This is a genomic window from Phytopseudomonas dryadis (genome assembly GCF_004327355.1).
In the GTDB taxonomy this organism is placed as follows: Bacteria; Pseudomonadota; Gammaproteobacteria; order Pseudomonadales; family Pseudomonadaceae; genus Aquipseudomonas; species Aquipseudomonas dryadis.
In genome coordinates, this window is record NZ_QJUM01000008.1 from 1 (window position 1) to 14,394 (window position 14,394).

Genomic DNA, 14,394 nt, shown 5'->3' on the forward strand with positions numbered 1-14,394 from the left:
CTCGAATACCTGGGGCGCTCAGCAAACGATTTGCCCAACTCCGTACTGGCTGAAATGGAACTACTGCTGCGTGATGAGGTGCGCCGCCAAGCTCAGCAACTGGAGTAGATTTGTGGGGATTCCTCAGAATCTGTCCCCTTTTCTTTTACCGCGTTACTCACCAGACCTCATGAGTCTCCGCTCTGTAATTATTTTCAATACGCTCAACAAGCAATGGCGCACTGACAATTCCTTCTGTCGGATACTCCAGTTCATTAGGCCTAAATTCTCTTTCGAGTCGAAATGACTCTTTACCATCCCACAGCCAAAGGGAACCACCCGGCCCGCCATTCCTGGAACGGAATATAGGAAATACCTGTAACCTTTCGGGAACCGGGACATTTGCCACAACGGATAGGAGGCCTTGATTTACCGCACTTTGAACAACAAAGAATGCAGAAAATTGTGGCTCGCCCTCGACCATCGCTGAAAAATCTTTTAGTTGTTCATTATGAAACCCGGGGAAAACACGAATTAAAAAACCGAACTCTGGGTGCTTATGAGTAACTTGCGCATATGCGACACCTTGCGAGGTTAACACCTGCAAAATATCGCCCAACTTTACTTTCTTAGCCATTTAAAATCCTTCATATCCAGCTTTTTTCAGCAGCTCAGCACCGCGAATCAAACCCTGCTCATACTTGGTCGGGTTTTTGACAGACGATATGGAGTTGATTTTATTGATTAACGTGCCGCCATCTTTACCAAGGCCATGGTAATCGATCAGTGTTTGCTCAACTGCCCGTGCGTCAGCACGAGAAATATTGTCCAGCCCTCTGATTTTTGAAACCACTATACCTTTTTCTCTGAGGTGAGCTTGACCACGCTTAACTATGTCGTCGGTTATTCCAACATAACGAGTCACGCCATCAACAACACAGTTATAAACACAGGTCTTTCCGCCTATAGAGGCAACCTCACCTGCGCTTTTTGCCCCATTCCCATCCAACGCAGCACCATAACGCAGCCACGCTGGAACGGCTAACGCTGTATCAAGATTACCCCCTACCAGCGCTCCGTCCAAGGAGGTGACTACGGTAGGAGCTTTCAACGAAGCAATGCCCAGTAGCCCGACGACAGCGTTGCCAGCCGCATTCCAGCCATCACCATCAGCCGCCTGGGTTCCAGCATAGGTCAGTTGCAAGGCACCGTTCGTAGCTGCAGTAGCCCTTACTCCACTCCCTACAGCACCACTCAGGAAGTAGATGGCCGGATCTCCCAGATTAGCTAGCCCCTGCGTTTCGTTATGGATCTGCAGCAGCTTCGTGGCGTCCGTATACAACTGCTCGTTTTCACTCTTGGCTCGAGTGTTGAAAAAGCCATACCCCAAGGCAAGTGCTGCCGCATCCTTCTGCTCGCTGGTTCCAGCGTATGGGAACTGGTATCCCAGCCACGCAGGATTGCCTGACAACAGGGACGCCACAGCTTGATCCGCAGACTGCTCGCCATGCTTGCTGGCCATCTCGTAGTAATAGAGCTGTAGGTAGCCGCCCAGCCTCGCTGCCTCATCCTCGCTCAGCGAGTCCTTGTCCGCGATGTACTTGCTCAGCAGCGCATCACTGCGCTGATCGGACTGATCCATGGAGATCAGTTCCCGGAGCGACTCTACCGAGTAGGTTTTGTTCTTCAGTTGCTCCCGCGCTTCCGCCAGGCGTTCGGCGGAGGCTGGCCCCAGGAAGTTATGTTCGGTCTCGATCTGCGCCGCATTCGCCGCAACCGCCACCTCCCCGCCCGCCGCTGCCGTGATGCCCGCTACCAGCGTGCCGATCAGGTTCAGGCGGTTCTGCTTCTGCTCATCGGTCATCCCTGAAGCAGTCTGATCGCTCAGCGTGTCCAGCAAGTTGTTCAGCACCACGCTCGCGCTGCCGCCCAGCGCTCCACCGCCACAACTCTGGCTCTGTGCCGCGGCTCCCACGCAACCGACGATGCCGTGCAAGGCGGTGCGCGCCGTCTCCGAATCCAGATGGTCGGCTATCGCCTTCACCTGTTCCGTGGCCAGCCCTTGCAGGTAGTTGACTGCCGCCCCCTGGAGAAGCTGCCCGCCACCGCCCATGACGTTGCCGCCCGCCGCGCCACTGATGGCCGACACCAGGGTGCGCCCAAGCCCACCGACCTCCCAGGTAGCATTGCTCTCGACGGTACCGGCAAGCTGCTCGATCCTCGCGTTGTCGCGTTGCTCGACCGGCTTGGCCAACTCCGCTTCCAGATCGCGTTTGGCCTGAGTGGACTCCTGCGAGCGCTGCTCCAGGAAGGTGCCCACATTGCGCACGAACTGCTCGGTGATCTCGAAACCCGCCTCCACTTCCTTGCGGTCAAAGATGGGCTTGAGCGTATTGCTGCCATCCTTGTCGCTGGAGACATCGCGGTTAACACCGGCCACTGCCTCTTCGGCCGTCTGCCCAGTCAGTTCCTGTTGCTTCGCTTCATTGGTGATGGTGATAGCACCAGCACTGATGCCGCTATGCGTCGTACTGCTGTCGTTGCCACTGGCACTCAGCGCTATGGGTGTGCCTGCGGTAACTCCTGCCTCGTGTAAAGGCTTGCCATCCGTGCCGTTGATGACCTGGCCCTGCTTATCATGGGCAGCGCCGCTGTAGCTACCACTCAGGCTGATGCTGTTGCCTTTATATTCGGCTTTGTTCTCGATATCGGAGTGAGTGAGTGTTGCGCTCGTCAGACGGTTCTTGTCGTCTTCCACAGCCTTGTCATTGCTGGCAATGACCGCGCCTTTCAGGTCAGTGTTGCCCGCCACATTGATCTGGAAGCCACCATCGCCGGCCTTGATACCGGTTTGCTGACCAACGCTCGCGTACTCGCTGTCGATTTTCTGCTGACTGAAGCTCCCAGATACCGTGGACACGCCCGCACAGAAAGGCGGAATGCACAGGCTGAGGCCAACGCCTGCGCTTTGCTGTTTCGATTTGTAGTTGTCGATGTCTTGCAGGCTGGCCAGGTTCAGGTCACCACCCACCTCCGCCGTGACTTGCTTGGCAGTGACGATCGCGCCTCTGAGGTTGGTGTCGCCACCGCTGTTGAGGGTGACTTTTTCGCCAGCGTTCACCAACGTATTGGTATAGGTTACCGCCTCCCCCTCAGACATCCCTTTGCCTTTGTTGGCCGCCAATTCGAGGGTGAACCCGTTCTGTTGGCCTACTCCGAAGCCTACCCCCGCACTCCAGCCGCTGTTGCTGTCCTTGCCCTGCAGGTTGGCGGTGTTCTGGGTTGCACTCAGATTGACACTGCCATCGGCGTTGAGCGACACGTTGCGACCTGCATCGAGGGTGCTGCCCACGATATTCAGGTTGCTGTTGTCACCGTCCCCTGTCGCATTGATGGTGATGTCGCCCCCTGCGGCGATACTGCTGGCAACGACGTTCTGCCCAGACTGGCTACCACTACTCTGGCTTTTACTATTGCTCAGGTTGACACTGATCTTGAAGCCCGTGAGATCACCACTGGCCAGCGTTTGTGCCCCTTCGTAGGCCTGGTAGCCACTCATTGCCGTGTTGACTGCAGCCAATGCAGTCAATCGGCTGTCCTGGGTGTCACCTGCGGCATTGATCATGCGCTGGGCGCCTTGTACTGCGTCGATAAGTGGCGAACTGACAGTGCCACCGACAGCGGTTCGGTTCGAACTCTGTTTCTGGCTGGCACTGAGCAGGTCGTAACCTGCCTCGATATCGACACGTTTGGCAGTGATAGCGACATCGCCCTGCGGCGCGATCACCTGGCTCGCCTGCTGTCGATAAGCTTCACCGGCCGTCAACTCGACATCACCGCCCAGTGAGGCGATCTGGCTTCCCAACTGTTGGGTGGTGCTGTTTTCGCTGCTCTGTTTGAGACTCACGACCCCCGTCGCACCTTGCCACCAGTTGCCGATCTCCCCGGACTTCTTCGAACTCGACTTGGCGCTGGAGTCGTCCTTGCTTTCACCGCTGGTGATGAACAGGTTACGACCGGCGTCGACACGTATGTCCTGGTCGGCTACCAGGGTGCTGCCCCGGATGGCGGTATCCCGGCCACTGACCATATCGATGGTCGCGCCGCTCAGCGTACTGCCTACCTCCAGGGAAGATGTCGACTGCGCCGCCTTGGCCTTCTGCTCGAGCGTGAGGGAGCCATTGGTAGCCAGGGAGTCGAAGATGTGCCACTTCAGCGAACTGGACTTGCTGGCCTGGCTCGAATACTGGTCTTGCTGCGCCGTCCCCACATCGATGTCACGCCCCGCTTCCAGGCTGATGGCGTTATCGGCACGCAGGCCGGCAGCGTGCATGAAGATGTCGTTGTCCGCCTGTACGGTGACATTGCGCCCCTCGAGCTCGGTGCCGACCACCGTGGTGCTACCCGAACTCTGGCTGCTGGCCTTGCTGGAAAACAGCCGGCTTTTGGATTTGGCCTGGGCTGAACTCTGAGAGTTCTCGGCAGCAGCCAAAACCACATCGTTTCCAGCACTCAGATAGATATCCTGATCACTGATGAGTCGCGCACCACGAGCGGCGATGTCATTCTGGGCAAGCACGACCAAATCATTGCCCGCAGAGAGGGTGCTAAGCACCGCTTCACTGCTCTGACTCTCACTCATCCGCTCCTTGCTGCTGCTGAATAGCCCGCCTTTCTTTTTCTTGTAGAAGTAGCTGTATTGCTCGTTCTGCGCGGCATCCAGATTGATGTCCTCACCCGCACTGAGCACGATATCGGCACCCGCCCCCACTTTGCTGGCCACAACAGTGATGCTCTCACCCGCGACCAATGTGGTATTCCCGCCAGCCTGGATCTCGCTCGACTGCTGGGTAACTCGGTCATTGATCGAGGTGACCTTCTTGCTCTTGAAATAGGTGTGGCTCTCGTCCGCCGCACTGGACAGCACCAGGTCGCGCCCGGCCCCCAGATCGAGGTCACGGCCTGCAGTGACCTGACTGGCAACCACGCCCAGATCGCGCCCCGCGCTGACCTGCAGGTCGCGACCGGCGCTCACTTCGGCGCCCAGCTGGGTCACCCGCTCGTTGAGGAAGTTGCTGCCCCGCGACTGGTGCTGCACGTCCTGCACCGAGGCGATGGTCAGGTCGCGACCGGCTTCGATGGTCAGGTCGCCACGGCTGTCGAGCACGCTGCCGAGGTTGCTCACGTCACGCCCGGCCGCCAGGCTGAGGCTGTCGCTCGCTTCGATGCGGGCAGCGCTGTCGACGAAGCTGGTGGCCCAGGCGCGGTCGCCCAGGCTGCTCTGCTGCAGGTTGGCCGTGCGCTCGTTGACGATGTCGTTGCCCGCTACCAGGCTCACGTCGCGCCCGGCGATGATGCCGCCCTGGGCATTGCGAATACTGTCTTCGGCCAGCAGTTGCAGGCGCTCGCTGGCCTGCAACAGGCCACTGTTGGCGATATTGACCGCCTGCACATCGAGCTCGCCGCTGGCACGCAGAGTGCCCTGGTTGCTCAGGTCGCCACCGCTGATCAGCGCTACGTCGCGGCCCTGGATCAGCGCGCCGTTGGGTGCCAGACGGCCTTCGGCCTGGGCCAGGTAGAGCACCGGCACCAGGACTTTTTCGCCCAGCACTTCCTGTTCTTCCATCCACACGATGTCGTGGGTCAGCGCCGCCACCTGTTCGGCGCTCAGGCTCACCCCCAGCCCCAGGTTCAGCGCTTCCTTGCTGGCGATGGCGTTGTTCATCAGGTAGCGGAACATGGCTTCGTCGCTGTCCAGCCCGGCGATGAAGCGCTGGCCGGTGCGCGCGACGATGGCCTCGCGGATCAGGCGCTGCTCGTAGAGGCCGTCGCCCAGGCGCTTCTGCGCCTGATCGGGGTCGTAGCCGAGCAGGTCGAGCATGTAGTCGGAGCTGAGGAAGCGGTTCAGTTCGGTCAGCGCCGGGTTGGTTTCGATCAGGTATTTGTGGGGCTGGTTCGTTGCAATCGGTACAGCACCCGGTGCCTGCCCTAGGTGGCCGACAAAGACACCGTCTATCTGCATGCCGTTAGCGCTGTCACGCTGAGCCTGATCGAGAGTCGTACCGGCCAACGCCCACTGCTGGCCGCTGGCCGACTCACCTACCTGGCTGTCGCTGCCGGCCTGGTCACTGAGGCGGAACAGTCCGTTCTGGCCGCTGGGCAGGCTGAAACCTGGCAAGGTCAGCGGATTGATCTGTTGTTGGGCGAGGTCGGGGGGAAGCTGGGAGTTCAGGGTGATCGGAATGAACGAATCCGCCGCCCCTGCGCTAGTCGAGCCACTACGGTTGCCACTGATTACGTGTGTCGAACCGGGACGCGTCACACCGTTGCCGACGTTTTGCTGAGCATTGATGGCAACGTTGCCAGCCGCCTGGATGATCCCGGCATAACGCTGATCACCGCTACTCAGGATGGTGCGGCTGCCGTAGCTATGAAGCTCCTGTTCAAAATCGCCATCGCTGATGATGCGGTTGATGGCGCCAGCGATTTCACCCGTGCGCTGCTGATCGTATCCGGCGCTCTCATGCCAATACTGCTGGGTGAATGCCTGCGCATTGTTCTGGTGGCGAACGATGTACTTGCCGTCCATGCGTACCAACCGGAACATACGCGTGGTCTGGATTTCCCCCTCCTCTACGCCACTGTTGTCCAAACGGCGGAGGTCGGCCGAAAAATCGCCGCCTGCACTGATCAGACTGCTGTTGTTGTTCAGCACATCACCATAAATACGCAGATCACCGCCGGCCACGATCTGCGACATGGCGCTTGCCTCGGTGACCTGCAACCGATCACGCTGGGTGATCTCGAACCAGGAACTTCGTTTTCCACTGCAATCGATGCCTGGCTGGACACAGAAGCGTTCGTCGATACGAGCGCTGTAGATACCTGATTCGATAAGTAGACGATCACGCGCGTTGTCGAGTATGCCGACCCTCAACGTCGTATCGCCGACGGCCTCCAACGTCGCGGATAGATTGTCCAGGCGGCTGGCCATGGCCCCTGAGGCATTCCTGGCCAGGAAAATATTCCCCAGGCTATAAACATCCGCATACCGGTTAATGAAGGTATCGACGTACAGCGCCATGTCGTCGCCGCTGAACAGCAGGCCGTTCTCGTTGACCAGGCTCGGCGTGGTCAGGATCAGGCGTCCGGCACTGCCCAGGGTGCCCTGGTTGTTCAGGCTGGTGGCGCTGAGGGTCAGGTTTTCGGCGGAGGTCAGGCGGCCCTGGTTGAGCAGAGCACCACCGAGTGCGAAGGTGGCTGCGCCACCAGCGGTGATGCTGGCGGTATCGCTCAGGCTCAAGCGCGCCGCCTTGACGTCGAGGTCGCCCTGGCTGGTGACCCTACCGTTGCCGCTGTAGCCACCACTGAGGGTCAGGCTGAGGGGGCCGTCACTGGCGATCAGGCCGTGGTTGATCCAGTTGCCGCCTTTGCCGGTCAGCGAACCGGTGGCCAGCAGTTGCCCGTTGGCGGTCTGCTCGAAAGTGCCGATATCCAGGGTCAGGTGCCCGGCCTGAAGGATGCTGTCGTTGCTCCAGCTGTCGGCCTTGAGGGTCAGGCTGCCTTGCGTGACGAAGCTGCCGCCAGCCCTGGCGACCTGCGCCAGGGCGACACCGAACTCACCGCTGCCGGCGTGCAGCAGCTTGCCATTCTGGTTGAGCAGGCTGCCGAGGTTCAGGGTCAGGTCGCGGTTGGCCGTTTCAAGGAGGCCGCTGCGGTTGTCCAGCAGCCCACCCAGGGTGAAGAAGGTCGTGCCGCTAGTGCCCAGGGCACGCAACTGGCCGCCCTGGTTGTTCAGGCTGGCGCCTTGCAGGCGCAGGGCGCCGCGACTTTCGACGATACCCTGCTGGTTGTTCAGCACGGCACTGCTGTCGTGTTCCAGGGCGATATTGGCCGCCCCTATCTTGCCGCTCCGGTTGTTCAGGTCGCCGCCACGCAGCAGCAGATCGCCCTGGGCATATAGAGTACCGTTCTGGTTGTCGAAGGCGCCGGCCTGCAGCGTGGCCGCGCCGCCCAAGGCGTGGATGCGTCCGGCCGTGTTGTCGAGGTTGCCAGCGACCAGCAGGTCGAGGTGCTGGCCCTGAATCAGGCCGCCCTGCTCGCTGGCACCGTTGCGCAGCCAACCCGAAAGACGAATGCGCACCCAGTCTTCCAGACTGGCCAGGGTGCCCTGGCGATTGTCGAGGCTGGCGGCTGTGAGTTCGACGGCACCCGTACGGCTCTGCAGAGTGCCGCTCTGGTTGTTCAGCGCCGCGCCGATGTTCAGCAGCAGGTCGCCCTGCCCCTGGATGGCACCACCGCTGTTGTCGAGACTAGCGGCGTTCAGGTGCAAATTGGCATCGCGGCTGTAGATCAGACCGTCCGCACGGTTGTGCGCGGCCCCAGCGACATCGAGGTGGAGTGCACCGTTGGCAGCCAGGGTGCCGCTGTCGCTGTTGTTCAACTGGGTGACGGCGAAGTGGCCGGTGCTCTGGCTGGCCAGGGTGCCGCCCTGGTTGTTCAGGGTCTTGGCGTCGATGCGCAGTGGCCCGCCGCTGGCCAGCTGCCCGGCCGTGTTAACGAGTGTGCCGTCGACGTTGAGCGTGGCGGCACCGCTGGCGCTGATGCGCCCGCCGGCATTGTCCAGCCCACCGCTGGAGAGCGTCAGATCCTGACGAGCCAGCAGCGAACCACCTGCATTGCTCAGACTCCCGGTGTCGATAACCAGGTTTCCACTGGCGTCGATCTGCCCGCCACGGTTATCCAGATCCTGTGCGATCAGCAGGTGCTGACCGGCACCGCTGGAGAGGATGCCTCGATCACTGTTGTCCAGGCTGTCGGCATCGACGTCGAGACGGCCAGCGGCCACCAGGGCACCTTCGCCGCTGTTGAGCAGCGCGCCGGTAAGTTGCACGTCGAGGTCGCCATCGCGGCTGGAGAGCGTACCGAGCTGGCGGTTGTCGAGGGTTGTGCCGATCAGTTGCAGGCCCTGCCAGCCGGAGAGCAAGCCACCCTGGTTGTCGCTATGGCCCAGGCTCAGGCGCAGCCACTCACGACTGATCAGGTGCCCGTTCTGGTTGTTCAGGCTGGCCGCGGCCAGAGCCAGGACGCCGAGGCTGGAGACCTCACCGCCACGGTTATCGAGAGCGCGCAGGTTGCTGAGGGTCAGCGGGCCGTTGCTGGTGATCAGGCCTTGCTGGTTGTCCAGCTCGCCCTGGCGCAAGTCGAGGGTCAGGGCGCTTTCGCCGATCAAGGCCCCCTGCTGCTGGGTCAGGCGGTCGAGGCTCAACCGCAAGTCGCCCTTGGCCGAGACTTCACCGCCCTGGCTGGAGTCCAGCGAAGCGGCATCTACGGTCAAGGTGCCCTGGCTGTTGATCAGACCGCCGTTGCGATTGTCCACGGCGCCAGCGCTGCGCAGGTCGAGAGCCTGGCCGGCCAGCAGCGTGCCGCCGGCATTACTCAGCATGCCGCTGGCGAGGCGCAAGTCGCCGGCACTCTGAATGAGGCCCTTGCTGGCGTTGCTGAGGGTGCCTGTGACGTCGATGGCGAGGTCATCGCGTGCGAACAGCGTGCCCGCCTCGTTGACCAGACCCTTGGCGCGCAGGTCGACGCCCTTGGCACTGATCAGCCCCGCCAGGTTGTCCAACACGCCCTGGATACGCAGGGTCAGGTTCCGTTCGGAGAGCAGTCGGCCCTGGGCATTGTCCAGGCTCGTCGCAGCCAGGCTGAAGCCCTGACTGCTGGAGATTTCGCCCTGGCGGTTACTCACCGCCCCCAGGTTGTTCAACAGCAGTCGGTCGGGTGCATGCAGCAAGCCAGCGTCGTTATTCAGATCCCCGCCGTTGAGGTCGAGGGTGAGGCGGCTCTGGCTGAACAGCTCACCACCCTGCTGCGCCAGACCGCTGGCCTGCACCGACAAGGGGCCACTGGTGGCTATACGTCCCTGGGCGTTGCTGATCTGGCCGGTCTGCAAATCGAGAGTGGCGCTGCCGGTCAGGCGGCCGCTGTCGTTATCGAAGCGCCCGGTCGTGACGCTCAGATGCTCCACCGCGGAGATCTGGCCATGGCGGTTGTCCAGACCAGCGCTGCGCAGCACCAGCCCGGCATCGGTAAGCAGGCGCCCCTGCTGATTGAGCAGTGCGCCCTGGCTGGTGATCTGCATGGCGCCAGCACTGGAAAGATTACCGCCGCTGTTGTCGACCCCAGCCGCGCTGACGCTCAATGTGCCTTCGCTGCTGAGTTTCCCTTCACTGTTGATCAGTTGGCCGTCGCGGGCCGGATCACCAGCGCGGGCGGTGAGCTCGATCAGCACGCGGGTATCGCTGGCGAGGGTGCCGCCGGCATTGTTCAGGTGGGCGCCGCTGAGGTGAACCTGATCACGGCCGAAGATCAGCCCCTGGTCGCGGTTGAGCAGGCGCACCGCAGCAAGGTTGAGGTGCGCCGCCAGCAGGCGGCCACTGTCGCTGTTGTCCAGGCTGGTGGCGGTCAGGCTCACGGTACCGCGGCTGGAGATTTCCCCACCACGGTTGTCGATGGCGTCCGCCGTCAGGGCCAACTGACCATTGGCAGCGACAACGCCCTTCCGGTTGTCCAGACGCTGCCCCGTCAAGCGCAGATCGCCTTCGGCCAGCAGCTCACCGGCGACCTGAGTCAGTTGCCCGACCTCGGCAGCCAGATCGCCCTGGCTGGCGATATGGCCACCGCTGTTATCGAGTTCACCCTTGGCCTCGACATGCACATCACGACTGGCGACCACGCTGCCGGCGTTGCGCACCTGCTGGCCGACGAGCTCGACAGTACCAGTACCGTTGCGGCTATTGTCAGCATTCACCCCGGCCTCGACGTGTCCCCGATTCTCGAGGGTCGCCCCGCTGCTCAGCGCTAGTCTGTCACGGGCAGCCAGGCTGCCGCGGTTCACCAGATTGCCCTGAGCCTGAACATCGAGACGCGTGCCGGCGTACACCTGGCCCTGGGTTTCCACCTGCCCGGCCAGGACGGCGATCTGCCCGCTGGCCGCGGCATTGGCGACAGTCAGTTGGCCATTGGCCTCGATCTGGATATCCCCGGCGCTGGCCGCCAGGTCGCCGGCCAGCTTCACCCCCACACCAGCCTCGGTACCGACCAGACGAATCGCCCCGGCGTACATGCCGCCCAGCGCCGAGCTATCGATGGCCAGCAGCGGCGCCTCGCTGCCGTCGGCCGCCTTGGCCGTGGCCTGCAGGGTCGCGGCATCCACTTCGTTGCGCCCGGTGATCACGTTCAGGCGCTGGGCGTGCAGCTCGGCATTGAGCTTGGCGCTGCGGGTGATCAGGTCGAACTGGTCGAGGTTGCTGGCATTCAGGCCGGCGCCCTCGATGGCGATGTCGCCGCCATTGACGTCGAAGCTGCGCAGCTGGCCATTGTCGATCACCGGCGTGCCGGTGCTCAGGGTCGCGCGCGGGGTGTTGAGGAAGCCGCAGCCGTCGCAGCTGATGCCGTGGGGGTTGGCGACGATGACGTGGGCCGCCTGCCCCGCCACCTCGGTGTAGCCCTGGAGCTGGCTGCGGTTGCTGCCGGTGACTTCGTTGAGGATCACCCCCGCCGCCCGGCCGCTCAGGTTCGGGTTGCCGAGGATGATGCCGCCCTGCTGGGTGCCCTGCAGGCGCTCGGTGGCGTTGTTGAGGATCAGCCCCTGCTGGCCGACGTTGTAGTCGCTGAATTTGTTGTGCGACAGGCCGCTGCCATTGGGCGTGGCGATGTTGACGATGGGCACGCCGTTGCCCGCCTGGCCCAGGCTGGTATTACCGCCAGCGGCGCTGTCCACCGCCAGTTGCGCCGCCGTGGCGACGATGGGGTTGAGGAACAGCACGCCAGCGAGAATCAGGGCGATGTTCTGGAAGAAGGGGCGGCGAACGTCCATGTCAATGACTCCAAGGCGCATCGAATCAGAAAACGAAAAATCAGAAGAAAACGTCGAGACGGAAGTGCACCGGCCGCTCTCCCTTGCCAGGGATGGCGTGCGGGTGTTCCAGGGAAGGGACCATGGTGGGCGAGGCAACGCGAAGCTGGCCGTGGTCGTGCCGGCTCGGGCTGCCGCGCCCTTCGACCTGCATCACGTCGAGGCCGCGTACGGAGCGCTCCTGACGCTCGCGGCTCCTCTCCCGATCCAGTGGCGAGGGCAGCCCCGACTGCGGGGGCTGGGCCAGCGCCAACCAGGGCGCGGCCACGAAAAACAAGGGAAATAACGAACGCGTCATGATCCATACCTGGAGAAGAAAGGACATCCCTGCCGATGCGCGGCATTGTGCCATCACCCTCTTCGTACGCCCCGAGACCTACCGCTCATTTTTCGCTCAGATGAATGTGCTGCGTTTCACAACCTGGCCACGAGGCCCCATGGCGATAGGACACGGGCCCCGAGGCGACCGCATGAAAACATCAGTACGAAAACGCCCCAAGGCGCTCAAGGCATCGGCCAAACGCTTTTCCCACGCCGTAGAGCCAGGCGCGGCGCCTCGCCGGGGCCTGTCACACAAGCATCACCGAAGCTTCACAGTCATGACACCGGGTCTGCCTAGCCTGAGTCTGCCGTCCTGAGATCACTCGGAGCGGCAGGCACAAGCGGGCTAATCCCGGCTGGCGCTCGCAGCATCATCCAGGCTGCACGACCGGCCCGTAACGGAGGTAAGGCATGACCCAGAACGCCATCGCACGCATACGTACGACCGCTCCCCGCCGCCTGCAGGCCGAACGCCTGACCGGTGCCAAGGCTCTGCGTGAAGCCCAGGCCCTGCGTTTTCGCGTATTCAGCGCCGAGTTCGACGCCAAGCTCAAGGGCGCCGAAGCGGGCCTGGACGTCGACGATTACGACAACCACTGCCGCCACATCGGCGTGCGCGACCTCAACAGCGGCGAACTGGTCGCCACCACCCGCCTGCTCGACCATCAGGCCGCCGCCCACCTGGGGCGTTTCTACAGCGAAGAGGAATTCAGCCTGCACGGCCTGCCGCACCTCGCCGGGCCATTGCTGGAAATCGGCCGGACCTGCGTCGACGGCGCCTACCGCAACGGCGCCACCATCGCCGTGCTCTGGGCCGAGCTGGCCGAAGTGCTCAACGAAGGCGGCTACCGCTACCTGATGGGCTGCGCCAGCATCCCCATGCAGGATGGCGGCATCCAGGCCCAGGCGATCATGCAGCGCCTGCGCGAGCGCCACCTGTGCACCGAGTACCTGCGGGCGGAACCGAAGACCCCGCTGCCAGCGCTGGACCTGCCGGGCAACGTCATCGCGGAAATGCCGCCACTGCTCAAGGCCTACATGCGCCTGGGCGCCAAGGTCTGCGGCGAGCCCTGCTGGGATCGCGATTTCCAGGTCGCCGACGTGTTCATCCTGCTCAAGCGCGACGAGCTCTGCCCACGCTACGCCCGGCACTTCAAGGCCGCGGTCTGAGCGCCTGGCGTGCCCGCACCTTGCCCGCGCCGGCCAGGCGCGGTAAACAGTGCGGCGCCGGCGCCACGCCGGTAGAGCCGTAACCGGCCGTTGAAAAACGTTGGCGACGACTGCATGGATGCAGGAGGTAGGGCGAAGCAGGAGGCCCGAGCCGAGGCAACCAGCGCAAGCGCCAACCCGAGCCTCACGCCCTTCGCCGCAGCGATGCCGAGGCGGCGAGCACGACCCTGGAGTCATCGATGGGAAAACTGCGTTTGTACCTGCGCCTGGCACGTCTGCTGGCGGTGATCGGCCTCGGCCTGCTGCTCGCCACCCTGTTCACGCCCCTGGAACGCCTGACCCGGCGCGACCTGATGGGCCTGCGCCAACGCCTGACGCGCTGGTTCCTTGCCCGCCTCGGCAATGCCCTGCCGTTCCGCCTGCAGGTGCATGGCGAACTGCCGCGGACACCCATGCTGTGGCTGAGCAATCACGTGTCCTGGGCGGACATCCCCCTGCTCGGCAGGCTCGCGCCGCTGTCGTTCCTGTCCAAGGCCGAGGTGCGCACCTGGCCGCTGGCCGGCTGGCTGGCGCACAAGGCCGGCACCCTGTTCATCCGTCGCGGCGCCGGCGACGGCAGTCTGCTCAACCAGCAGCTCGGCCGTCATCTGCAGCAGGGCCGGCACCTGTTGATCTTCCCCGAGGGCACCACCGGCGACGGCACCAGCCTGCGCACCTTCCATGGCCGCCTGCTGAGCAGCGCCATCGAAAGCGGTGTGGCCCTGCAGCCGGTGGCCATTCGTTACCTGCGCGACGGGCAGCCCTGCCGCGTCGCCCCCTTCATCGGCGACGACGATATGCTCTCGCACCTGCTGCGCCTGCTCGACAGCGACATCGCCGAGGTGCATATCCAGTTGCTGGAACCGATCGACAGCCAGTCGGGCAACCGCAACGAACTCGCCCGCCGCGCCCAGGCGGCCGTCGCCCAGGCGCTGTATGGCGAAACCAGTGTGCGGCAGGCGGCCTGA

The 14,394-nt window shown here is 62.9% G+C and carries 5 protein-coding genes; 2 read left to right on the forward strand and 3 right to left on the reverse strand.

Translation table 11 applies throughout. The annotated features are described in order from the left end of the window. Nucleotides 1–157 precede the first annotated feature (157 nt). Genes DNK34_RS08390 through DNK34_RS08400 form a run of 3 tightly spaced genes read right to left on the reverse strand, consistent with a single transcriptional unit; the run spans nucleotide 158 to nucleotide 12,194 of the window. A complete protein-coding gene (locus DNK34_RS08390; protein WP_131177495.1) occupies nucleotides 158–616 on the reverse strand; it encodes a hypothetical protein in 459 nt (152 codons plus the stop codon). Beyond that, the gene (locus DNK34_RS08395) at nucleotides 617–11,857 is read right to left on the reverse strand and encodes a hemagglutinin repeat-containing protein (RefSeq protein ID WP_165497346.1); all 11,241 of its coding nucleotides are present in this window, start codon (nucleotides 11,855–11,857) and stop codon (nucleotides 617–619) included. It abuts the gene before it with no gap. A 40-nt stretch (nucleotides 11,858–11,897) separates the two neighbouring features. After that, nucleotides 11,898–12,194, reverse strand: coding sequence for a hypothetical protein (locus tag DNK34_RS08400; RefSeq protein ID WP_131177497.1), 297 nt, complete (start codon nucleotides 12,192–12,194; stop codon nucleotides 11,898–11,900). A 434-nt stretch (nucleotides 12,195–12,628) separates the two neighbouring features. On the opposite strand from DNK34_RS08400, the gene olsB reads away from it, so the two are divergent. Together olsB and DNK34_RS08410 are read left to right on the forward strand one after the other, a co-directional pair. Next, nucleotides 12,629–13,387, forward strand: coding sequence for an L-ornithine N(alpha)-acyltransferase (olsB, locus tag DNK34_RS08405; RefSeq protein WP_131177498.1), 759 nt, complete (start codon nucleotides 12,629–12,631; stop codon nucleotides 13,385–13,387). Nucleotides 13,388–13,626: 239 nt separating this feature from the next. Continuing rightward, entirely contained in the window at nucleotides 13,627–14,394 is a 768-nt protein-coding gene (locus DNK34_RS08410) for a lysophospholipid acyltransferase family protein (RefSeq protein WP_131177499.1), read from the forward strand.